21 protein-coding genes and 1 riboswitch are annotated in these 24,963 nt (G+C 37.2%); all 21 genes read right to left on the reverse strand.

Annotated features, from left to right (window positions below):
- Window positions 1–91: 91 nt before the first annotated feature.
- Complete coding sequence (gene rny / locus AC1M36_RS17820) at window positions 92–1,654, reverse strand: ribonuclease Y (RefSeq protein ID WP_336453169.1); 1,563 nt, start codon at window positions 1,652–1,654, stop codon at window positions 92–94.
- A 432-nt stretch (window positions 1,655–2,086) separates the two neighbouring features.
- Window positions 2,087–3,118 (reverse strand): recombinase RecA, encoded by a 1,032-nt coding sequence (gene recA / locus AC1M36_RS17825; RefSeq protein WP_336453170.1) that lies wholly within the window; start codon window positions 3,116–3,118, stop codon window positions 2,087–2,089.
- Between the two features lie 143 nt (window positions 3,119–3,261).
- The gene (locus AC1M36_RS17830) at window positions 3,262–4,500 is read right to left on the reverse strand and encodes a competence/damage-inducible protein A (protein ID WP_336453171.1); all 1,239 of its coding nucleotides are present in this window, start codon (window positions 4,498–4,500) and stop codon (window positions 3,262–3,264) included.
- A 20-nt stretch (window positions 4,501–4,520) separates the two neighbouring features.
- Window positions 4,521–5,099: a CDP-diacylglycerol--glycerol-3-phosphate 3-phosphatidyltransferase gene (gene pgsA, locus AC1M36_RS17835; RefSeq protein WP_336453172.1), complete on the reverse strand. Its 579-nt coding sequence runs from the start codon at window positions 5,097–5,099 to the stop codon at window positions 4,521–4,523.
- A 64-nt stretch (window positions 5,100–5,163) separates the two neighbouring features.
- Window positions 5,164–6,081: a helix-turn-helix domain-containing protein gene (locus tag AC1M36_RS17840; protein ID WP_336453173.1), complete on the reverse strand. Its 918-nt coding sequence runs from the start codon at window positions 6,079–6,081 to the stop codon at window positions 5,164–5,166.
- Between the two features lie 21 nt (window positions 6,082–6,102).
- A complete protein-coding gene (locus AC1M36_RS17845) occupies window positions 6,103–6,888 on the reverse strand; it encodes a DUF3388 domain-containing protein (RefSeq protein WP_336453174.1) in 786 nt (261 codons plus the stop codon).
- Between the two features lie 137 nt (window positions 6,889–7,025).
- The gene (locus AC1M36_RS17850) at window positions 7,026–7,274 is read right to left on the reverse strand and encodes a DUF3243 domain-containing protein (RefSeq protein ID WP_000114454.1); all 249 of its coding nucleotides are present in this window, start codon (window positions 7,272–7,274) and stop codon (window positions 7,026–7,028) included.
- Between the two features lie 81 nt (window positions 7,275–7,355).
- Window positions 7,356–8,069 (reverse strand): elongation factor P 5-aminopentanone reductase, encoded by a 714-nt coding sequence (ymfI, locus tag AC1M36_RS17855; RefSeq protein ID WP_336453175.1) that lies wholly within the window; start codon window positions 8,067–8,069, stop codon window positions 7,356–7,358.
- A gap of 186 nt (window positions 8,070–8,255) precedes the next feature.
- Window positions 8,256–9,542 (reverse strand): EF-P 5-aminopentanol modification-associated protein YfmH, encoded by a 1,287-nt coding sequence (gene yfmH / locus AC1M36_RS17860; RefSeq protein WP_336453176.1) that lies wholly within the window; start codon window positions 9,540–9,542, stop codon window positions 8,256–8,258.
- A complete protein-coding gene (gene yfmF / locus AC1M36_RS17865) occupies window positions 9,543–10,817 on the reverse strand; it encodes an EF-P 5-aminopentanol modification-associated protein YfmF (protein ID WP_336453177.1) in 1,275 nt (424 codons plus the stop codon). It abuts the gene before it with no gap.
- Window positions 10,818–11,018: 201 nt separating this feature from the next.
- Window positions 11,019–11,978 carry an ABC transporter permease gene (locus AC1M36_RS17870; protein ID WP_336453178.1) on the reverse strand — a complete coding sequence of 320 codons (960 nt, stop codon included), beginning with the start codon at window positions 11,976–11,978 and terminating at the stop codon, window positions 11,019–11,021.
- A complete protein-coding gene (locus AC1M36_RS17875; protein ID WP_336453179.1) occupies window positions 11,979–13,037 on the reverse strand; it encodes an ABC transporter permease in 1,059 nt (352 codons plus the stop codon).
- A complete protein-coding gene (locus tag AC1M36_RS17880; protein ID WP_336453180.1) occupies window positions 13,030–14,562 on the reverse strand; it encodes an ABC transporter ATP-binding protein in 1,533 nt (510 codons plus the stop codon). The genes AC1M36_RS17875 and AC1M36_RS17880 overlap by 8 nt, the downstream gene beginning before the upstream one ends.
- A gap of 108 nt (window positions 14,563–14,670) precedes the next feature.
- Window positions 14,671–15,747, reverse strand: a complete 1,077-nt coding sequence (locus AC1M36_RS17885) for a BMP family lipoprotein (protein WP_336453181.1) — start codon at window positions 15,745–15,747, stop codon at window positions 14,671–14,673.
- A gap of 88 nt (window positions 15,748–15,835) precedes the next feature.
- Complete coding sequence (locus AC1M36_RS17890; protein ID WP_336453182.1) at window positions 15,836–16,561, reverse strand: GntR family transcriptional regulator; 726 nt, start codon at window positions 16,559–16,561, stop codon at window positions 15,836–15,838.
- A 222-nt stretch (window positions 16,562–16,783) separates the two neighbouring features.
- A riboswitch (purine riboswitch) is annotated at window positions 16,784–16,885 on the reverse strand.
- A 203-nt stretch (window positions 16,886–17,088) separates the two neighbouring features.
- On the reverse strand, window positions 17,089–19,482 hold the full coding sequence (locus AC1M36_RS17895) for a DNA translocase FtsK (protein ID WP_336453183.1): 2,394 nt from the start codon (window positions 19,480–19,482) through the stop codon (window positions 17,089–17,091).
- Between the two features lie 212 nt (window positions 19,483–19,694).
- Complete coding sequence (locus AC1M36_RS17900) at window positions 19,695–19,898, reverse strand: YlzJ-like family protein (protein ID WP_336453184.1); 204 nt, start codon at window positions 19,896–19,898, stop codon at window positions 19,695–19,697.
- Window positions 19,895–20,644: a ClpP family protease gene (locus AC1M36_RS17905; RefSeq protein ID WP_479846085.1), complete on the reverse strand. Its 750-nt coding sequence runs from the start codon at window positions 20,642–20,644 to the stop codon at window positions 19,895–19,897. Before AC1M36_RS17905 ends, AC1M36_RS17900 begins: the two co-directional genes overlap by 4 nt.
- Window positions 20,645–20,744: 100 nt before the next feature.
- Window positions 20,745–22,415 carry a ribonuclease J gene (locus AC1M36_RS17910; protein ID WP_336453186.1) on the reverse strand — a complete coding sequence of 557 codons (1,671 nt, stop codon included), beginning with the start codon at window positions 22,413–22,415 and terminating at the stop codon, window positions 20,745–20,747.
- A 410-nt stretch (window positions 22,416–22,825) separates the two neighbouring features.
- On the reverse strand, window positions 22,826–23,704 hold the full coding sequence (dapA, locus tag AC1M36_RS17915; protein WP_336453187.1) for a 4-hydroxy-tetrahydrodipicolinate synthase: 879 nt from the start codon (window positions 23,702–23,704) through the stop codon (window positions 22,826–22,828).
- An 11-nt stretch (window positions 23,705–23,715) separates the two neighbouring features.
- Entirely contained in the window at window positions 23,716–24,948 is a 1,233-nt protein-coding gene (dapG, locus tag AC1M36_RS17920) for an aspartate kinase (RefSeq protein ID WP_336453188.1), read from the reverse strand.
- Between the last annotated feature and the right edge of the window lie 15 nt (window positions 24,949–24,963).

A 24,963-nucleotide genomic window follows, 5' to 3' on the forward strand; every position in this document is an offset into this window, starting at 1 on the left:
TAGAATTGAAATCGAATAAAGGTGATTTACAAACACTTTATTTTATATTACCCAATCCCAGCACAAAAAAATAAAGTGGTATTTCACCACTTTATTTTGCGTATTCCACTGCACGTGTTTCACGAATAACTGTTACTTTAATATGTCCTGGATAATCCAGTTCATTTTCAATACGTTTTCGAATATCACGCGCTAAACGATGAGCTTCTAAATCATCGATTGTATCTGGTTTTACCAAGATGCGAACTTCGCGTCCCGCTTGAATTGCAAAGGATTTCTCCACTCCTTCATAGGATTCTGAAATCTCTTCTAACTTTTCAAGACGGCGAATATAGTTTTCCAATGTCTCACTACGAGCTCCTGGTCTTGCAGCTGATAGCGCATCCGCTGCTGCAACTAAAACTGCAATAATGGAAGTTGGCTCTGTATCACCATGGTGAGATGCGATACTGTTAATAACAACTGGATGCTCTTTATATTTCGTTGCGAGTTCAACACCAATTTCAACGTGACTGCCTTCTACTTCATGGTCAATTGCTTTTCCGATATCATGCAATAGACCTGCACGTCTCGCTAACTTTTCGTCCTCGCCAAGCTCCGCTGCCATAAGTCCTGCTAAATACGCTACTTCCATAGAGTGTTTTAACACGTTTTGACCATAACTTGTACGGAATTTCAAACGACCTAAAATCTTGATTAAATCCGGATGTAATCCGTGTACACCCACTTCAAATGTCGTTTGTTCTCCCACTTCACGAATATACTCATCCACTTCACGTCTTGATTTCTCAACCATTTCCTCAATACGCGCTGGGTGAATACGTCCATCCTGAACGAGCTTATCAAGAGCGATACGAGCTGTTTCACGACGAATCGGATCAAACCCTGATAGGATTACCGCTTCTGGCGTATCATCAATAATAAGGTCAATACCCGTTAACGTTTCTAACGTACGAATATTACGCCCTTCTCGTCCGATGATACGTCCCTTCATTTCGTCATTTGGAAGATTTACAACCGAAACGGTTGTTTCAGCAACATGATCAGCTGCACATCTTTGCATTGCAAGAGATAAAATCTCTTTTGCTTTCTTATCCGCCTCTTCTTTCGCACGAACTTCACTTTCTTTTACCATAACGGCAATTTCATGAGAAATTTCACTTTCCACTTTCCCTAAAATGATTGCTTTCGCTTGTTCGCGTGTCAGATTGGAAATGCGCTCTAATTCCGTTTGTTGCTTTTGAACTAACTCTCCCACTTTGCTTTCCAACTCTTCAATCTGTTGTTGTCTCGCTACAAGAGATTCCTCTTTCTTTTCTAACATTTGCTCGCGCTTATCGAGCGTTTCGTCTTTACGATCAAGGTTCTCTTCTTTTTGCATTAAACGATTTTCTTGTTTTTGTAATTCGCTTCTACGATCACGAATTTCTAATTCAGCTTCTGTACGAAGTGTATGAATTTCATCCTTTGCTTCTAAAAGCGCTTCTTTCTTAAGTGCCTCTGCTTCGCGATTTGCATCTTCTAAAATGCGTTTCGCTTCGTTTGCTGCACCATTAATCTTCGCTTCTGCAATAGACTTTCGAACAAAAAAGCCAACAACTGCACCGACTGTTGCAAGCAAAATGGAGATGAGTACCCAAACTGTACTACTCATGATTTCACCTCCCCTTGCTATGAATGAAAAAAGACTGTCGGCATGTACATTGATTTGCAACGTACAGCAAAGACCGTCGCCCCGCTTTTTTAAGGGACTTTCTTCATTTCACAATTAAAATGTCATATTATTATTTCGAAAAGGTATAGGACCTACTCCGAATGTTACTTCTCTTCTAGAGAAGAGTGTATCGTATATAAGAAAAAATATACATTCTCATTGTATCTATCGCATTTTTCATTGTCAAGCGTTGTCTACTTTTACTTTCTTTACCTTTGTCATGAAAATCTTCTTTTAACGAAGAAAGTTTATATTCACTAATGATACCAGCTCCTACCAAATCAATTTTCACAAACGAGAGTACCTTAACGAACAACCACATTACATATTATTTTGGGATAAAAAATAAAAGACACGAAATCGTGTCTTTTATTAGTCAAGAAGAGTTCCTTCTTCTGTGCTCTCAGGTGCAGAATCTTCACCAATCCCATGATGTTCACGAATAAAGAAGGCAATTTCCTCCCTTATATCTTGATTTTCTTTTAAGAACTGTTTCGCATTTTCGCGTCCTTGTCCTAAACGTTCTTCATTATAAGAATACCAAGCACCGCTTTTTTGAACGATATCAAGTTCAGAAGCCATATCTAAAATCTCACCTTCTCGTGAAATACCTTCTCCGTACATAATATCCACTTCAGCAACACGGAAAGGAGGTGCTACTTTATTTTTCACTACTTTTACTTTCGTTTTGTTACCAACAATGTCATTACCTTGTTTTAATTGCTCAGCGCGACGCACTTCTAGACGAACTGTTGAATAGAATTTCAACGCACGACCACCTGGAGTTGTTTCTGGGTTCCCGAACATAACCCCAACTTTTTCACGAATTTGGTTAATAAAGATTGCAATTGTTTTTGACTTGTTGATTGCACCAGAAAGCTTACGAAGTGCTTGTGACATTAAACGTGCTTGTAAACCGACGTGAGAGTCACCCATTTCTCCTTCGATTTCTGCTTTTGGTACAAGAGCTGCTACAGAGTCAATTACGATGATATCAATTGCACCGCTTCGTACTAATGCTTCTGCGATTTCTAAACCTTGTTCTCCTGTATCAGGCTGTGATAATAATAACTCATCAATATTAACACCTAACTTTTGTGCATATACCGGATCCATCGCATGTTCTGCATCAATAAATGCCGCTTGTCCACCTTGACGTTGCACTTCTGCAATCGCATGTAAGGAAACCGTTGTTTTACCTGAGCTTTCAGGTCCGTAGATTTCAATAATACGGCCTCGCGGATAACCACCAACACCTAAAGCTACATCAAGTGCTAACGAACCACTTGGTACTGTAGAAACTCTACGTTCTGCCTGTTCTCCTAACTTCATAATGGAACCTTTACCGAATTGCTTCTCTATTTGTTTTAACGCCATATCTAATGCCGCTTGACGATCACTCATTCAAAATTCCTCCTTAACTGAATTGCTAATCTTATTATACCTATTTTCATATTAATTTGCCAACAAAAATCGAACATTTATTCGATTTTTTTATTTTCTATAGAAGAATGTATGATTTTTCATTACAAAAAAGCTAGAAGAGATTAAATCTCTTCTAGCTTTTTATACAAATGATAAAATCCATATTTTACAGAGCGTTCTCGGACTTGCTGACGACTTCCACTTAATTTAAGAGGGAATACCACTGTCGGCTCATCCTTTATTGCTAACCCAATAAATACAGTTCCTGGTTCTTTATTTTCTGAAAAATCCGGTCCTGCTACTCCCGTGAAGCTAATCCCAACATCTGCCTTCAGCAATGCCTTTACATTTTCAGCAAGATAATGAGCGCATTGTTCACTAACAGCACCAAGTGTTTGTAATGTTTCTTCAGGTACATGTAATATATGTTGCTTTACATCGTTATGATAACAAATTACGCCGCCCTTAAATACAGAAGATACACCAGCATTTTCTGTTACTTGATTTCCAAACAGACCACCTGTTAAACTTTCCGCACACGCTAAAGTTAAACCTTTTTTCTTCAATAAATCAATTGCTTTAGTATGAAGAAAATCTTGGTTATATCCGTAGAAAAATTCCCCTACTCGTTCTAAAATCAAATCTTCTACATGTTGAATAAGTACTTCTGCTTGCTTTACATCATGATGTTTAGCGGTCAAGCGAAGCGTTACTTCTCCATCTGAAGCTAGCGGAGCAATTGTTGGATTTGTTTGCCCGTCAATTAAGTCTTGAACTTTCACTTCCAGTTGGGATTCTCCAATGCCGAAAAAACGAAGAACACGGGAATATATATGCTCTTCAGTTGTAAAGTTACGTAAAAATGGCTCTACATAACTTGTATACATCGGTTGCATTTCTTTTGGTGGACCAGGTAACAAAACATACACTTTTTCGTTCTTAGCTAAGCCCATACCTGGTGCCATACCATGATCATTTGCAAATACAGTCGAGCCTTTTAAAACAAGTGCTTGTTTCTTATTATTTTCTGTGAATTCACGTCCTGTGCGTTTAAAATACTCGCCAATTGACGTTAATGCCACTTCATCATAAACAAGTTCTTCTTGTAAGGTTGAAGCAATGGTTTCTTTCGTTAAATCATCTTTTGTCGGTCCTAATCCACCAGTAAAAATGAGGATATCTGCACGCTTTTCAGCAATTTGAATCGCCTCTTGTAAACGATGATTATTATCACCCACAACAGTATGATAATACACATTAATTCCGATGGAAGCTAACTTTTCAGATAAAAACTTCGCATTTGTATTTGTAATTTGTCCGAGCAACAATTCTGTTCCAACCGCAATAATTTCGGCATTCATTCCGATTCCCCCATAAGCTGTTATTTTGAATTTACAAAAGCAGCTCTATTTTTCCAGAAATAGTCCCAGCCAGAAATAACTGTAAAGAAAAGTGCGATCCATATGAAAATATCCGCAACCGGAATATGGATTAAATTTAACGGTACATCATGCAATAAATACGCTGAAATCGCAATAATTTGCGTCCATGTTTTAATTTTCCCTAACATATTTGCCGCAACAACCTCACCAGTTCCAGCCAGAACAAGACGTAATCCCGTTATAGCAAACTCACGACTAATGATTACAATAACAATCCAAGCTGGTACATATTGCATTTCTACTAATGCAATAAGCGCAGCTGAAACAAGTAACTTATCAGCTAACGGATCAAGAAACTTCCCTAGATTTGTTACGAGATCATACTTTCTTGCATAATGTCCATCAATCCAGTCTGTAGCTGAAGCAACAATAAAAATGATTGCCCCTACTAAATGTTGAATTGGTAAATCTACATTTCCAACTGTATATGTTCCCCAGTTAAAAGGAGCTAACATAATTACTAAAAAAATTGGAATTAGGCAGATTCGAGATATTGTAATTTTATTTGGTAAATTCACAGCTATTCCTCCATCATGTCAAAAACATTTGTTCATTGAAAAAAAGTCATCGAGGCGATGACTGTTATTGTGCAGGTTGCCCTACCCCTAGATTTTTAAACACTAATCTTTGGTGATATTCCTTTTCTGGATCTAATGGGAAAGCAACAACTTGGCCATTCAGTTTAACATCAACATTTGGTGCACTTCCAATGTTAAGATGTACTTCTTTCGCTGTTGTTAAATCATGTTTTTCTGTTTGTCCCTCTTGAAGTGTACCATTAAAAATGGCATTTCCATCCTCATTTTTAATATCTACATAACTTGCACCCTTCGCTGTAATCTCTAACTCAAGTGCTTTATTATTATGAACTTCCAAAGTAGATACCTTTCCACTTGTTCCAACAACCTTCACTTCTTCTTGTCCAGCAGGCGGTTGCTGTGCTGGTGGTTCTTCTTTCTTCGGTTCTTCTTTTTTAGGCTCTTCTTTTTTAGGCTCTTCTGCTTTTACTTCATCTTTCTTTTCATCAAGCGGAGAATTTTTCGCCTTTTGTACTTCTATCTGTTCACTTTTCGTTTGCTTTGCTTGCCCTTCGTCTTTTCCATTTAACCATTGGAAAACAAACCACACAGCTACGCCTAATGTAATTACCAATAATGCAATCAATATTTTAGGCATATGATCTGCTATTGGAAGCGATGCTGCTTTTTGCATCGTTTCTTGCGTCTTTTGACTTTTTGATACTTGCGGTACATCATGAGATTCGGATTGTGGTATTACACTTTGATACTCTACAAGTAACTCTTCTCCGTTTAGACCAACCGCATCCGCATATTGTTTAATAAATGCACGTGCATAAAATGCACCAGGCAATATACTATAATCGCCCTCTTCAATTGTTATTAAATAACGTTTTTGAATTTTCGTAACCTCATGTAGCTGATCAATAGACAAGCCTTTCGCTTCTCTTGCTTCCTTCAGCTTTTGTCCTAATTCCGTCACTACTAACACCTCAATATTTCTTTAAAAGTCAAACATAGAGAAATTACTTTGCGCTCCTTGCTCAATTTCATCTACTAAATTATATTGAATTTCTTCATCATAATCGTTACGCAATTCAATAATATAATCAAAATCATCAAGTGTATATTCTGATTGACTCACAAATACATCTGGATGTTCGACAACTTTAGTTGCGGGTAATCTCATAATTTCACGAACGAGCTGCCAATGCCTTTCATTCGCACGCTTTGTTGAAACAATGCCGTCTAATATAAAAATATTATCGTCACTATACTCATCTTCAATTAATTGACTACGTACAGTTTGTTTAATAAGCGTAGACGAAACAAAAAGCCAACGCTTATTTGCACAAACGCTTGCAGCAACGATAGATTCTGTTTTTCCAACACGAGGCATTCCTCTTATCCCGATAAGTTTATGTCCTTCTTTTTTCATGAGTTCTGCCATAAAATCAACGAGTAACCCGAGTTCATCACGCACAAAACGAAATGTTTTCTTATCATCTGCATCTCGCTGTATGTACCTACCGTGCCTAACTGCCAACCTATCTCTGAGCTTTGGCGGACGATATTTCGTTACCGTTATATTATCCATCGTATTCAAAATTGATTCAAGCCTAGAGATTTGCTCTTGATTATCACACATAAGCAACAATCCACGCCGAGCATTATCTACACCATTAATTGTGACAATATTAATGCCAAGCATACCGATTAACGAAGAAACGTCACCAAGCAAGCCAGGTCGGTTTTTATGTATTTCATACTCAAAATACCATTCAATCATCAGACGTCACTCCCCTTGCTTACTTTACACCTATGTACTATATTATATGATTTTACGTTAATAGGGAAGATAAATGTATAATTGAAGCGTGGTATTTTCAATACCTAAAAAAAAGAGAGGATTTTCTCCTCTCTTTTTTACTTATGCTGTACAAACTTTACCATTAGATTAGCAATTGTATGTTGTTCTTGTTCATCAGCGACTTTCCAAAGCTCCGCCAATAATTTTTCTTGATCATTTCGTGCCTCTACTTCATTTGCCAAATAATCCCCTACACGGAAGGCCATATCTGAAACTGCACCACCATCAAGTCCTTTTCCTTGGGCCTGTTCTAAGCGCTCTCCTAAAAAGCTTTTCCACTGGTCAAAATTATCTAGTACTGACATGATTAAGCACCTCACTATTATAAGTAATCGAATCATGCTTAATTTGTGCAATTCCTCATTTTTTATGTACAATTTTTTATTTTAACAATGCCAGCCGCCATTCACTCCAATAATTTGTCCTGTTATATACGAAGACCCTGGTGATACAAGGAAGGAAACAGTTTTTGCTACTTCTTCTGAAAATCCAATCCTTCCAATTGGAATCTCTTCTGCAATTCCTTTCTTGTCCTCTTCTGAAAACACACTTAACATTTCCGTCTCTATTGCTCCTGGTGCCACTGCATTTACACGTATACCACTTAGCGCAACCTCTTTTGCAAGTGCTTTTACATATGAATTTTGTGCACCTTTTACCATAGAATATAGCACCTCACAAGAAGCTCCTACTTGTCCCCATATAGAGGAAATAACAACGATATTTCCTCTTCGCAGGCGAATCATCGATGGCAGCGCAAGTGAAAAAAGATTATAGACACTCTTCACTTGCAATTCCACCATCTCATTCAATTGCTCATTCGTCACATCTGTTACTAAACCAAATATACTTTTTCCAGCTGCATACACAATAACATCAAGAGGATGATGAATTTGTGCCCAGAGCTTTTGCACACCATCTGGCGTAGCTAAATTAGCTTGAACTGGAATAATGACACCTAGCTCACGCTTTAATCCATTTATTTTTTCTTCACTCTTGTTGTAATGAACATACACCGTATAACCATCTTTAACTAATTGTTTTGAAATTGCAGAGCCGATTCCTCCGCTTCCTCCAGTCACTAATGCAAACTTCGTCATATATACCCTCTCTTATCTTTCCTCTACAGAAAAACTCTTTCAAATCACTAATCTTGTCGTGTATTCACAAACAAATAATACCCCTCACCTTACAATTCAGCAATAGCCAAAAAGTTAGATGAGGGGATACACTGTCCATAAAGTTCTAAATCGTAAGGCTGAAGCCCCACTTATTCACGTTTCATTTTATTTCTTCGGCAAAACTTGACAAATACTCATTCTTTCTTCAGATAAAAATACTTTTGCTGCTTCTTGTAAATCTTGAACAGTTAAGCCCTCTAAAACGGAAAGAGCATCAAATAAACTAGATTCATTAAACGCATACCTTGTGAATTGATTTGCAATGTATTCAGGTGAGTTAAGCGAGCGTAAGAAGCCACCAATTTTCTTTTTCTTCACACGCTCTAGCGTTTTCTCATCTAACTCATTATAATCAGTCTGTAATAAAATACCTTTCAAGCGATCGGCTAGCTCATCTGGCTGTTTCGTATCGCCACCAACCATTGCAAAACCAAAGTTGCTTTCTTCTGTATAATCATAAGAGAATGAATCATCAATGAGCCCTTCATTATATAATGACTCATAATGCGCTGATCCCTTCCCAAATAAATAATCTAAAAGTAATGTAAGCGCAATCTCTTGTTTTAAAAGTTCTTGCCCTTTTTCTTTAAGGCCAGTCGCTTTAATACCGACTAAACATTTCGGCGTCTGAACAGGCATAGAAATAATTTTTTTCTTTTCATTTACTGCTTCTGGTTCATCTTCAAATGAACGTACGATTTCTGGTTGATTTTTATAATCTTTTTTCGCCTGGTTTTCACGTACCAAATTCATTGTTTTTTCTGGGTCAATTGCACCTACAACAAATAACAACATGTTACTCGGATGATAAAATGTTTCATAACATTCATACAATAAGTCTTTTGTAATTTTACTAATGGATTCAATCGTTCCTGCAATATCAATTTTAATTGGATGTTTAATAAATAAACTATCGATTAAACCAAAATACAAACGCCAATCTGGATTATCCTGATACATTTGAATTTCTTGGCCAATAATACCTTTTTCTTTTTCAACTGTTTTTTCAGAAAAATATGGCTCTTGAACGAAATTTAATAATGTATTTAAATTTTGTTCTACATTTGATGTACAAGAAAACAAGTACGCTGTTCTCGTAAATGACGTAAAAGCATTCGCAGAAGCACCTTGCTTACTAAACAGTTGAAATGCATCATGATCTTCTTTTTCAAACAATTTATGTTCAAGAAAATGAGCAATCCCATCTGGTACCCGAACCATTTCTTCTTTTCCCAGTGGAACAAATATATTATCAACGGAGCCATATTTTGTTGTAAATGTGGCAAAAGTTTTGTTAAACCCTTGCTTTGGCAATATATATACATCTAACCCATTTGGAAGCTTTTCATAATAAAGCGTTTCTTTTAATTGTTCATAAGAAATTTTCTCCATCTATTCTCCCTCCGTTCCGTGTAAAAAGTAAATCGTATCTAACTCAATGTTATTGGCAACTTTTACAATCTCCTCTTTCGTAACACGTTCAATCCCACTTAACCATTCCTCTACCGGACGCGTGTGCCCTGCAATGACGCCATGATAAAGCATTTCTACGAACCCACGCGGTGTATCAATCGCCTCTAAAATTTGATTTTGAATGACACTCTTTGTTTGATGCATCTCTTCTTCTGAAAAATCACCGCTTTGCATCGCTTTCATCTGCTCTTTAATAATCTCGACCGCTTTTTCATAATTTTTCGCCTCAATTCCTGACATAACAAAAAGAAGACCTTTATGGCTTTCAAAACGCGATGCTGCATAATACGCTAAACTATTTTTTTCGCGCACATTCACAAATAATTTTGAGTGTGAGAATCCACCAAATAATCCATTAAACAGCTGCAATGCAAAATAATCTTCATCACGGTACGTAATAAATGTACGATATCCAATATTTAATTTACTTTGCTTTAACTCTTGTTTTTCGACAATTTCTTGTTCTTCATTATTTCGCTTATGCAGAACGACATTCTTCTCCTTTGCTGCACGAGGTGCGATTGAAAAGTATTTACCTACTAGGTCAATCGCATCATCAGCTATGTCACCTATGATATATAGATCCATTTCATCTTCTGCCAACATCTTTTGATAATAGCGGTATAAAGTTTCATTCGTAATGGAAGCAACACGCTCTTTTTGACCATTTGCACTTAAACGATATGCTTCTACTTTACACATTTCTTCAATTAATCGTTCATTTGCATAGCGCATTTTATCATCATATGTAGCCTCAATTCTTTGCACGAGCGCTCTTTTTTCACTTTCTACAATTGATTGTAAAAAACCGTTTCCTTCTGTTGCTGGATGCAATACAATATCAGACAGCATAGACAGCGCTTTTTCAAAGAGCGGCGGTGCATCCTGTAAATATGTTTCATTGGCAATATCGACATAAATAGAGACAATATGATCTTCCCCTTTTTTACTTACATCTACGGCTAGGGAAGAACCGTACAATTCCTCTAAATATTGACGAAGACGAATTACGGATGGGAATTTTTCTGTTGCACTTTGTAATACATATGGTAATAAAGCACGCTCTGTCACCGTTTCTTCATTCAATGGTGCTTTAAAACGAAATACAAATGTATTTGTTTTATATTTATCTGTCGGAATGATATGTACACGCAAACCACCTAATTCATGCATTTGCTGTTCCATCAGTTTCATTAATAGCCCTCCTTTACGTATGTAGGAATATTCCTTTTCAATATACAGTTTTTAGAAACAAAAAATCAAATTTTCTCCCTTATATATCTTTTCCTCAAACAGTTTACCAATTAAAGAGAGAAAGAAAATTTCTGTATTAAGCATATTCTATGTAAAAAAGCCCGCACTAATGTGCGAGCTTTATCAATACTTTATCCGTACTTATCGTTTTCCTTTTTCATATGGTGTTCCAAGCGCTTTAGGAGCTTCTGAACGCCCTACAAAACCAACCAGCGCTAAAATCGTGAACACATATGGTAATATCGTTAATAAAACACTTGGAATTTGATCTAATACCGGAATTGTACCGCCTGTTACACTAAGTGATTGCGCAAAACCGAAAAACAATGCAGCACCAAGCGCACCAAGTGGATTCCATTTCCCGAAAATCATTGCAGCTAACGCCAAGAAACCTTGCCCTGTAATCGTGGCACCTGAGAAGTTATTAGAGATTGACATTGCAAAAATTGCACCACCAACCCCTGCAAACATCCCTGAAATACAAACAGCAACATAACGCATTTTATACACATTAATCCCCATTGTATCTGCTGCCATTGGGTGTTCACCGACAGCGCGAAGACGAAGACCAAATGGCGTTTTATAAATAATGTACCAAACAACAAATGCTAAAATAATGGCAACATATGATGTTAATGGTACATTTGAGAAAAAGATTTTTCCGATAACCGGAATATCCGAAAGTCCTGGAACATCAATCTTTTCAATACGGTATTGAATAAAGTCAGTTTGTCCTTTGCCAAAGATCTTCTTAATTGCAAACACCGTTAAACCAAGTGCTAAAAAGTTGATAGCAACTCCACTGACAACTTGATCAGCCCGGAACGTAATTGATGCAAGCGCATGAAGAAGTGCAAATAATCCGCCACCAATTGCAGCAAAGATAAGCGCAATCCAAGGAGTCATTGCTCCCCAAGTATCACCCATTAATAGCGTTGTAACAACACCAATAAACGCACCGAATAACATTAATCCTTCTAACGCAATATTTACAACACCTGAACGCTCACTAAACACTCCACCTAACGCTGTAAAAATAAGCGGTGCCGCCGTATATAATGTCCCTGTTACAAGAATCGCTAAAATATCTAGGAAACTCATTTATTTCCCCTCCTTGCTCATGCGAGTAAGTGCCCATCTTAAAACATAACTACATGCAACAAAGAAGATTATACATGCAATAATTACGTTAATCAGCTCTGATGGAACATCTGCTTCAAAGTTCATTTGCGGCGCTGCACTTTTTAACCCACCAAATAGTAAAGCTGCAAGTAAAATACCGAATGGATTATTCCCCCCAAGAAGAGCTACTGCGATTCCATCAAATCCAATTCCCGTGAATGTAGACATTGCTGTCATGCTTTGGAATGTACCAAGCCCTTCCATTGCACCGCCAATCCCTGCAAACGCACCAGCAATTGTCATAGAAAGGATAACATTACGTGAAACTTTCATCCCTGCATATTGTGACGCATGTTGGTTAAATCCAACTGATTTTAATTCATAACCTAAAGTTGTTCTATCTAGTAAAAACCACATAAAAATTGCAATAAGAATCGCAACAATAATCCCCCAATGAAGACGTGATCCATCTGTCAAAGAAGATAACCAATCCGAAGCTAAAGACGCACTTGATTTAACATCATATGTTTTATCGTTTCCTTCATGTAAAAAACGTTTAATGATGTCATATGTAACATATAACGCAATATAGTTCATCATAATTGTGACAATAACTTCGTTAACTTTAAATTTCCCTTTTAAATATCCCGGAATAAATCCCCATAATCCACCTACAACCGCCGCTACCAAAATAGATAACGGAATATGAATAAATGCAGGGAGTGATACGGCATAACCAAACCAAACTGCCGCAAGCCACCCAACCAGTAACTGGCCTTCTACACCGATATTAAATAACCCTGTACGAAACGCAAATGCTACTGACAATCCAGCAAGAACAAGCGGTATCATTGTACGTAGTGTTTCTCCGATTGCACTTGAACTACCAAACATACCAGTCCAAAGTGCACCGTATCCAACAATTGGATCATATCCACTTACTAGCATTACAATAGCGCCTACAAGTAATCCAAAGATAACTGATAATACAGGAACTAAAATATTAATCGTTCGTTCGGTTAATATTTTTTTAGCCATTTGTACCCACCTGCTCTTTCTCCGTTCCCCCAGCCATTAAAAGACCAAGCTGTTGTTCAGTTGTTTCTTTCGCATCAACTATTGCTACGATTTTCCCTTCATAAATAACCGCGACACGGTCACTCACATTTAAAATTTCATCAAGTTCTAAAGATAAAAGAAGCACCGCTTTTCCTTTATCTCTCTGCTCAATTAATTTTTTATGGATAAATTCAATTGCCCCAACATCTAAACCACGTGTTGGTTGCGCTGCAATTAATAAATCAGGATCGCGATCCACTTCCCGTGCAATAATCGCTTTTTGCTGATTTCCACCGGAAAGCGCGCGAGCTAATGTTTGCTCCCCTGGTGTACGCACATCAAATTGTTGAATAAGCGCTTTGGCTTTTTTAGTAATTTCGCTAAAATTCAAAATTCCTTTATTTGAAAACGGGTTCTTATAATACGTTTGTAATACAATATTATCTCTAACAGAAAAATCAAGAACGAGTCCGTGTTTATGACGATCTTCTGGAATATGACCAATTCCTTCTTCAGTGATACGTCTAACTGGCCAGTTTGTTATTTCTTTCCCTTTAATTGCAATAGAACCTGACTCAACTTTTCGTAAACCAGTAATTGCTTCTATCAATTCACTTTGTCCATTTCCATCAATCCCTGCAATACCGACAATTTCTCCTGCACGAACAGTTAAGTCAAGGCCTTTTACAGCAGGTAATTGGCGCGCATCATGAACCACAAGATTTGCAATGGAAAGTACAGCTTCCTTAGGTTGGGCGTCTAATTTTTCTGTTTTAAAATTCACTTGACGTCCGACCATTAATTCTGCAAGTTTATGTTCATTTGTATTTGCAACGTCAACAGTTCCAATCCCTTTTCCTTTTCGAATGATTGTACAGCGATCACATACTTCCATAATTTCTTTTAACTTATGTGTAATGAGAATAATAGATTTACCTTCTTGTACAAGCTTTTTCATAATTTGAATGAGTTCATAAATTTCTTGAGGAGTTAACACTGCCGTCGGTTCATCGAATATTAAAATTTCTGCGCCTCTATAGAGAGTTTTTAATATCTCAACACGTTGCTGCATACCTACAGAAATATCTTCTATCTTTGCATACGGATCTACCGCTAAACCATATTGTTCAGATAACTGCTTTATTTCTTTTGCAGCATCTTCAATAGCAATCTTTCCTTTTTTCTTCGGTTCATTTCCAAGAATAATATTCTCTGTAACTGTAAAATTATGAACGAGCATAAAATGTTGATGAACCATCCCAATACCAAGATCATTTGCAATGTTAGGATTGGTAATTTTTACAGGGTTACCTTTAATTTTAATTTCCCCTTGCTCTGGTTGATACAAACCAAATAATACATTCATGAGCGTTGATTTCCCTGCACCATTTTCTCCAAGTAGAGCATGTATCTCTCCTTGTTTTACTTGTAGCGTAATATCATCATTCGCTACAATGCCTGGGAATACTTTTGTAATATTATTCATCTCAATTACGTATTCCATATTGTTCCTCCTTTTAACAGGGAACAGTCCCCTATTACACTCTATTAACAGTACTTTTATATATACAAAGGTTAGTTCTAAGAACTAACCTTTGCTATTTCTCTATCGTTATTTCTTAAGAGAAGCCTCATATTGCTTGTACTCATCATCAGTCGCAGGTACTTTAATTTCACCAGCAGTAATTTTCTTCTCGAATTCTTCTACTTTTGTTAGAATTTCTGGGTTTACTTTTTTCACGTTGTCAGTTGTTTTTGCAATACCGATACCATCATCTTTTAAACCAAACTCTTCTACTTTTCCACCTTTTAGTTTACCGTCTTTTGCTTCTTCTGCTACTTTTTGAACTGCAACGTCAACACGTTTTACCATAGAAGTTAATGTTACATTTTCAGGCATACCTTCTTGATGTTGGTCACGGTCAACACCGATTACCCAAACATTTTCACCTTTTTTCTTACGGTTTTTCGCTTCAGTAAATACACCGTTACCCGTACCGCCAGCAGCGTGATAAATCACATCTACTCCCTGTCCGTACATCGCTGATGCAAGAACTGTACCTTTTTCAGGTTTATCAAACGCTTCTGCATATTCAGATACAATCTCGATGTTTGGATTAACAGCTTTAGCACCAGCTTTAAATCCGTTCTCAAACTTACTAATTAAATCACTCTTCATTCCGCCAACAAAACCAACCTTATTCGTTTTTGTTGACATCGCTGCTACTGCACCTACAAGAAATGACCCTTCATGATCCTTAAATGTAATGCTAGTTACGTTCGGTTCTTTTACGACAGTATCTACAATTGCAAACTGTTGTTTTGGAAATTCTTTTGCAACTTCCCCGATTGCTTTTTCTAATTTATATCCAATACCAAAAGATAAATCATATTTGTCTTTTGCAAATTTCTTTAAGTTTGGAATATAGTCCGCTTCTTTTTCAGACTGAAGGTAACGATAGTTTGTTTTCTCTTTTAACCCATTATCTTTACCAAATTTTTTCAAACCTTCCCAAGAAGACTGGTTAAACGATTTATCATCAACGCCCCCAACGTCTGTAACCATACCTACTTTAATGCTCTTTCCATCTTTCTTGTCCCCACTTGCCTTATCCGAATTACCACATGCACCTAACACCGCGCTCGCTGCCAACGTTAAGGATAATAAAACACCTGTTTTTTTCTTCATACTAGAAACCCCTCCTAAATGATATATGTATCTATTCATATGCTAGTGTCCCTTTCTTCTTGCTGTCACCTCCCTAAAAAGGAACGGATTACATACGTTTTCGTAATACATGGAAGCTAAATTTATCTGCTCGAAAATAATTAATAGAATATAAGATTGGCTCATCATTTTGATCATAATGCATTTGCTTTAAAATTAGTAACGCCGTCTCTGGCTCGCATTGCAGGATTGGTGATATTTTCGGATGATAACCAATTGGTTCAATATGAGCAACCGCATACGTAATACGTTTATGCGTGTTATTATGAATTACAGTAAGTAGTGATTCTTCGTTATAATCAGATAAATCCGGCAATATTTCTTTCGCTAACTTGTCAATACAGTAGACAACAGGTTCCCCATCTGCTGTACGTACACGCTCAATCATTACAGCCTCAAAACCTTCATCACTATTAAACTTCTCTTTTTCTTCCTCTGTTAAACTTGTAGTAGATGATGATAGAAAGATTGTTCCCGGTGTTTTCCCCACACTAGAAATCATATCTGTAATACTAGAAAGCTGTTCAATTCCAGAAGAAAACAGCGGTTTTGAATTCACAAAAGTACCAACACCATGTCTGCGAATCACAACGTTCTCCTCTTCTAAAATACGTAACGCTTCTCGTAAAGTTGCTCTACTTACGCCAAGTTCTTTCGCTAAATCAAACTCTGAAGGCAGCTTTTGTTTTTCTTTATATGCCCCACTTTTGATTTTTTCTTTAATGTGATCGATCACTCGTAAATATAAGTGTCGACTATCGGATTTAACTGACATAAGACTCCCCCGCATTCCAATTATTCGACCTCTGATGTAAGACTTCTGTTCTCTTTTTTCAACCAACAACATAGTAACGCTACAATAAAATGAGATTTGTCGAATAAATGTTAATAATTTTTCAAAATGAAATTTTCTATCTTTATTTCATAAAAAAAACTTTGCACCACAACATTCCTCATATAGAGAAAAAGTTAGATACAAAGATTCCTTACATCCTTTGTTACACACTTTCCCCCTCATAGTCTAGCAATTCATGGTTGCCAGGTAGAAACTTATGGACCTTATCTCCAAGATTATATGAGGCAGTGATTCTTTTCGAAGTAATCGTAACACTTGCTCCCATACGTGTCAACACAATTCAACACTTTTTTACAGATAATGTCGAACGTTTTTCAAAAATAACATTAAAAGCATTCGCATTTTAAATTATATTCAAAAATGAAAGCCCTTTCTTTTTGTTGACTATAGTATATAACAAAAACACTATATAAAAAAGCCCAATTGCAAACAATTGGGCTTTTTTATTAAGAACTCTTTTCTTGAATATCTTTAATTAACACTTCTCTCGGCTTACTACCTTCATAAGGTCCAACTACACCATTCATTTCCATTGCATCAATAAGACGTGCTGCACGTGTATATCCTACTCGGAATCTACGTTGCAACATAGAAACAGAAGCTGTTTGCATTTCTACAACGAGCTGAACCGCTTCATCATATAATTCATCTTCTACTTCTTGCTTTGTTTCCGGTACATCTTGCGGTATCATATCTTCTTGATATTGGGCTTTTTGTTGTCCAATCACATATTCTACAACTCTTTCCACTTCATCATCTGATAGAAACGCCCCTTGTACACGAACTGGTTTTGATGCACCAATTGGTATGAATAGCATATCCCCTCGTCCTAGTAATTTCTCAGCGCCTCCGCTATCAAGAATTGTCCGAGAATCAGTTTGTGAAGACACAGCAAACGCAATTCGAGATGGGATATTCGCTTTAATAACACCTGTAATAACATCAACCGATGGACGTTGCGTCGCAATAATCAAATGAATACCAGCAGCACGTGCCATCTGCGCTAAACGCATAATTGCATCTTCTACATCTGAGGAGGCAACCATCATTAAATCGGCCAACTCGTCCACAATTACAACAATGTATGGAAGCTCAGGCTGCTTTGCTTCTGATTGGTCATTATGTTGTCTAATGTATTCATTATAGCCTTCAATATTACGCGTTCCACTATGAGCAAACAATTCATAACGGCGCTCCATCTCACTCACAACTTTTTTCAAAGCTTGTGATGCTTTTTTCGGATCTGTTACAACAGGTGTTAATAAATGCGGGACACCATTGTATACATTCAACTCTACCATTTTTGGATCAATCATCATTAATTTTACTTCATGTGGTTTAGCACGCATCAAAATACTAACAATAATACCGTTAATACACACACTCTTTCCGCTACCAGTTGCTCCAGCTACTAATAGATGGGGCATCTTATTTAAACGTGCTAATACTGCTTCACCAGTAATATCACGCCCAAGACCGATTAATAATTTTTCTTCCGGATGATTGTTCGCTTTCGAATCAAGTACTTCTCTAAGCGTTACCATCGAAACCTCTGAATTTGGAACTTCGATTCCTACTGCGGATTTCCCCGGAATAGGAGCTTCAATACGAATATCTTTCGCAGCTAATGCGAGTGCTAAATCATCACTCAAACTCACAATTTTACTTACTTTCACTCCCATATCAGGATACACTTCATATTTCGTAACTGCAGGTCCTTTATGTACTTTCGTTACTTTTGCTTTTACACCAAAACTTTGGAACGTCCGCTCCAATTTACGAGCATTTTCATAAATTTTCTCATTTTCGTTTGTCACCTGTTTGTTTTTTGGGAACTTCAATATATCGATAGCAGGAAGCTTATAATCTTTGTTTTCCACATTTGAAAATTGCATTGGAGGAGCTTTCGCTTCCCCTTCTAGAGATTCAACAATTTTTTCTCCTCGTTTCTTTTGTGGCTGCTCTTTTGAAGTAGATGGAATTTCATCTTCCATTACAGGCGATGCAATCAAACCATCACCAACTCCATCTTCACTATTTTTATCCCTTTCTTCACTTACTGGGTAATTCTCTGTGAAATTTGAAATGATTGGTGGCCCAATTTCTATTTCTTCTACTGGTTCAACCACCTCTTCTTGTGTATCATGACGTTCACTACGCGTGCGTCTTGTCGTTTTTTTCTTTTCTGTTTGTTCAGCAGTGCGTTTTGCTCTCCAGTCCTTATAATCACCTTGCATTACTTGAAATTGACTTCTAAGTATGCGTCCAACTGGGGCTAGTACTTCCCCGATATGTTTGTTTGTAATGCAAAGTATGCCAAGAATAACTAAAATAATCCCAATAATGTAAGCACCTACTTCATCAAACAAAAAGTAAAATGTTGCAAACATAAGCGCTCCAAACATACCTCCACCTAAATGAACCGTTTCTGCACCTTTCTTCATCTCAAGAAAGAACATATCTTTTGTACTCACAATTACAGATGTGTTTTCTACCGCTCCGTCCTTTGTAAGAAGGTTAAATAATGTAATATGACTGAACATTAATATTGCTAACACAATTAAATAGACACCGATTAATCGTTTATTTAAAAGATTGGGCCAACCACGTCTTATAACAAACACAATAGATAAAGCTATTACACCTAATACACCAATTATGTACCATTCGCCAAAGAAAAAGCGAAAAAATAACACAAACGATTTTCCTACAATACCTAGCTGTAAGATTGTAATGATTGAAAGTGCAAAAAGAGTCAACCCGACGATTTCGTAATACAAAGTTGGCTTTATCGTACGTCTTGCTTTTGATTTCGTCCCTCTTTGCTTTTGTTTTACCATTTCTTCACCCCAAGTCCAAAAATTAAGTGGAACTTTCATTTATTGAAAGCATTTTTTGCATATCATTCGTCACATTTTTAGATCTGTTTACGTGAAATTTTACACATCTTGTAAAATTTCACGTAAACAGAAGAAAGCAGCCTAATCATGGCTGCTCAACCGTCTTGTTTTTTATATTATACCATAGCTTCTAAACAAAATCCTGTTTTTTGCTAAAAGGTTATTTTCTGGCCTGGCTCATACTGCAAGTAGTGGGATGGATTTGTACTTAGTACACGAACAACAGAGTAGTATTGACTATTCTCTTCAGATACAACCATTTCCACTCCGTTTACATTCACTATTTTTTGTTGTTCGTACTGTGAATAATCAGCTTGATAAACAAGTTGTTCTGGCATAATCGTATATAAAATCATTGTAGTAACTTCCCGTCTTGATCCCCATCTACTTTCATATCTATTAATTCATTTAACTTTCGAATCGCATCCCCAATACCACCAACATCATCAATAAGCCCATACTTCACTGCATCTATTCCAATTACATTCGTTCCAATATCTCGCGTTAAATTCCCCTTAGCAAACATAAGCTCTTTAAAACGATCTTCCGTCACTTTTGAATGCTTTGTTACAAATCGAATCACGCGTTCTTGCATTTTATCCAAATACTCAAATGTTTGCGGTACACCAATAACAAGACCAGTCAGACGAACTGGATGAATTGTCATCGTTGCCGTTTCAGCGATAAATGAATAATCTGTTGACACAGCAATCGGCACACCTATTGAGTGCCCTCCACCTAGAACCAAAGATACAGTTGGTTTCGATAATGAAGCTACCATTTCAGAGATTGCCAATCCAGCCTCAACATCACCACCAACGGTATTTAACAATAAAAGTAACCCTTCAATTTTCGGATTCTGCTCAATTGCCACAATTTGTGGAATCACATGCTCGTATTTCGTTGTTTTATTTTGTGGTGGAAGCTGCATATGCCCTTCTACTTGCCCAACAATCGTTAAACAATGAATACGCGATTCATTCATTTGCGGAACGTTCGTTTGACCAAGCTGTTGAATTTTTTCTATTACTGACGCCTCTTTTGCATCCTCTTTCGGTTCGACTTCTTTTTCCTCATTTGTTAAACCATCACGTTCTGTCATATCGCATCCCCTTTCACTCTTATACAACTATTATTTCTTAAGTTGTAAATTTCATGCGATAGGGATGAAAAAGAAAAAACCACCCGTAAAGGTGGCTTTCTTATACTTCCATGATAATTGGTAAAATCATTGGTTTTCTCTTCGTTTCCTCATACAAGAACTGTCCTAACAATTCACGAATATTTTGTTTTAACATGGACCATTCAATAGAATACTCTTTGATGGATTGTTCAACAATTGTACGCACAATATCTGTAGATCTTTCGATTAACGCTTCAGATTCACGAACATACACAAAACCACGTGAAATAATTTCTGGGCCAGAGATAATTTTCTTCTCCTCTTTCCCAAGTGTTACAACAACAACTAAAATTCCGTCTTGTGATAACATCTTACGATCACGCAAGACAATATTCCCGACATCACCTACACCTAGTCCATCAATAAGAACATTTCCCGCTTGTACTTTACCAGCTGGTTTTGCCTCTTCTCCTTCAAAAGCAATTACATCGCCCTTTTCCACAATAAATATATTGTCTTTCAAGACACCAACATCTTCCGCCAAATACGCATGTGCCTTTTGCATACGAAATTCACCATGTACGGGTATAAAATATTTCGGTTTCATTAAATTCAACATCAATTTCAATTCTTCTTGACTACCATGACCAGAAACATGAACCTTTCTTTCTCCATAATAGACAACTTCTGCACCGGCTCTAAATAGCAAATCAATGATTTTCGATACTGATATTTCATTACCAGGAATTGGAGATGCCGCAATAATAACTGTATCACCTTTACGAATCGAAATTTGTTTATGCGCTTGCTTCGCCATTCTTGAAAGAGCTGCCATCGGTTCCCCTTGGCTGCCAGTTGTTAAAATTGCTACCTTTTTCTCTGGGAAGTTATCTACTTCTTGCAATGAAATAACCATACCATCTGGAACATCTAAATAGCCAAGACGTCTTGCAATATCCACTACTTTCACCATACTACGACCTACAACAGCCACTTTACGTCCTGTTTCAGCAGCTGCATCAAATACTTGCTGAATACGGTGTACATTAGATGCGAAAGAAGCAACAATGATACGTCCTTCTGCCCCATAAAATACTTTTGAAATTTCTATCCCAACTTCTTTTTCAGAACCCGTGTAACCAGGGCGCTCAGCATTCGTACTATCCGATAACAAACAAAGAACACCTTCATTTCCAATTTGCGCCATCTTCCCAAGATCTGCTCCACTGTTACCAATTGGTGTTTGATCGAATTTAAAATCTCCTGTATATACGATAGCACCTTTTGATGTATGGAAACATACACCTACAGAATCTGGAATACTATGTGTGGTTCCAAAGAATGAAACCGTTGTCGTATTGAATTCCACTTCTGAATTAGAATCAATTGTTTTTAAATCTACACGACCAAGCATTCCTGCTTCACCAAGTTTTTCTTGGATTAAACCTACTGTTAACTTTGTTGCATATACCGGGATTGAAAGTTTACGCAGCACATAAACAATTCCACCAATGTGATCCTCATGACCATGTGTAATAAATAAACCTTTTACTCGCTCTTGATTTTCTACTAAATATGTAATGTCAGGGATAACAATATCAATTCCAAACATTTCGTCTCCTGGGAACATCAATCCTGCATCCACAATAAAAATCTCAGAATCAATTTCCACACAATACATATTTTTCCCGATTTCACCTACTCCACCAAGAGCAAATACTTTTACAGAATCAATCTCTTTTCTCTTCATGTTGTTGCCTGGTTTAAAAATCTTGCAAACACTGATTTCACTAAAATCGCAGAGACACCAGGGAAACTCTACAACCACCATATATTCACCGTCCAAGACGAATGTCCTTACCGTTATGCGATATCATGTTCTCGTTCGTTTTTTAAACCAGGTTTCACCTCTCTTTCATTATATAAATCAAATATCTTATGCGATATGATATGATAATTCCGTTAAACCATAATTTTTTCCAATTTTGCTAAGCATACCCGTACTAAGCTACTTAGCCATATTATAACTGATACAAGAAATAGAACACAAGTTAAATCGTGAGAAAGAAGGGCGAAGTATATAAATTTCAAGAGGAATTACCTGTAAAAAGGTTTCTTTCAAAATAAAAATGACCTAGTTTTTACACTAGGTCATTTTTATTAACGAGGGATCGATTGCATTACACCCTGCAATGTTAATCTCTCTTCTTCTGTTAATGGAAGAAGTGGTAAACGCACAGATCCTACATCTAATCCAACCATTTGTAACGCTGTTTTCACTGGCGTTGGGCTCGGTGCCATAAATAACGCATTCGTTACTTTAACAAGTAATTGATGTAATTTCTGTGCTTTTTTGAAATCTCCTGCTTGGAATGCCGCAATCATTTCTTGCATTTCATTTCCAATTACATGAGAGGCAACAGAAATAATACCTTTAGCTCCAACTGCCATAGCTGGTAACGTTAAACCATCATCACCGCTGTATACAGCAAAGTCGTCCGCTGTTTTTCCAATAATTTCCGTCATTGTTAATACATCGCCGCCAGCATCTTTAATTGCAACAATGTTTGGTATTTCTGATAAACGAACAACTGTATCAACGGAGATTTGTACAATAGATCGTCCTGGAACATTGTATAGCATAACCGGAAGTTCTGTACTTTCAGCAATTGTTTTAAAATGCTGATACATTCCTTCTTGACTTGGTTTATTATAATACGGTGCCACTAACATAATTGCATCGACACCAACTTCTGTTGCTTTTTTCGTTAACTCGATAGAAGCATGTGTATTATTGCTACCTGTTCCAGCGATTACGGGCACCCTTTTATCGACAACAGATACGACATGGCGATATAACGCTACTTTTTCTTCAGATGACAATGTAGGAGACTCTCCAGTTGTTCCTCCTACCACGATTGCTGTTGTACCGTTATCAATTAAATAATTTACCAATTTAGTTGTCTTTGCAAAATCGATGTTTCCATTTTTATCAAACGGCGTTACCATCGCTGTTGCAATTGTCCCAAAATCTACCATGGTCTCACTCCTTATTGTTCCAGTTGCTTTTCTTTTGAAAGTTCAAATGCACTATGCAATGCATTTACAGCTTCCACTAAATCTACTTCTTTTACAAGCACCCAAATTGTTGTATGACTATCAGCTGATTGTAAAATTTGAACACCTTTTTCTGCTAAAGCTGTAACGATTTTCGCAGTAACCCCTGGAATACCCGCCATTCCAGCTCCAACGATAGATACTTTCGCACAATGCTCCGTCACAATTGGATCATATCCAAGTTTTCCAAGTACATCAACAGCATGACTTGATACATGATCACCTACTGTATAAGCCACACCTGTAGGCGAAATGTTAATTAAGTCAACACTAATCCCTTCATTTGCCATTTCTTTGAAAACATGTTGTTGTAAATCGTACGATCCGTCTTTCGCAAGCACTTTAATTTGCGTCACGTTCGATACATGAGCAATACCTGTAACTGGCCGTTCCTCTACATCACGGCCTTTTGTAGCACCATCATATGCCGCAATCAGTGTACCTTCGCTATCCGAATACGTAGAACGTACACGAAGAGGTACTTTTGCATGCATTGCAATTTCAACTGCACGCGGATGGACAACCTTCGCCCCTTGATAAGCCATGTTACAAATCTCATTATATGTTACATTTTGAAGATGACGTGCATCCTTTACAATACGTGGATCAGCAGTCATCACGCCTTCTACATCAGTAAAAATATCGATATATTCAGCATGAAGCGCGACGCCTAGTGCTGAAGCTGAAGTATCACTACCCCCACGTCCAAGTGTTGTTGTATCGCCAGCTTTCGTTTGTCCTTGGAATCCTGTAACAACAACAACATCTACATTTTGTAACTCCTCATGTATACGATCACAATTCATTTCAATAATCTTCGCATTCGTAAAATCATCATTTGTTACAAAACCAGCTTGTGCACCATTTAACGCTGCTGCTTTTACTCCATTTTCATTTAACATATTCGAGAAAACAATTGCCGAGATTAACTCTCCGCATGATAATAACAAATCTTGTTCACGTTTGGAAATACTAGCTTCCTTTTGATTCACAAGACTTAATAATGTGTCCGTTGCGTATGGCTCACCTTTACGTCCCATAGCGGATACAACCGTAACTACTTTATAACCAGCATCTAATGATTTTTTAATGTGGTGAAGTGCATGCTTACGCCCGTTTTCATCACGTACTGATGTACCACCAAATTTTTGAACAATAATTTTCATGTTTTGCACCTTCTC

The organism is Bacillus sp. Medicinal_06 (assembly GCF_056711665.1).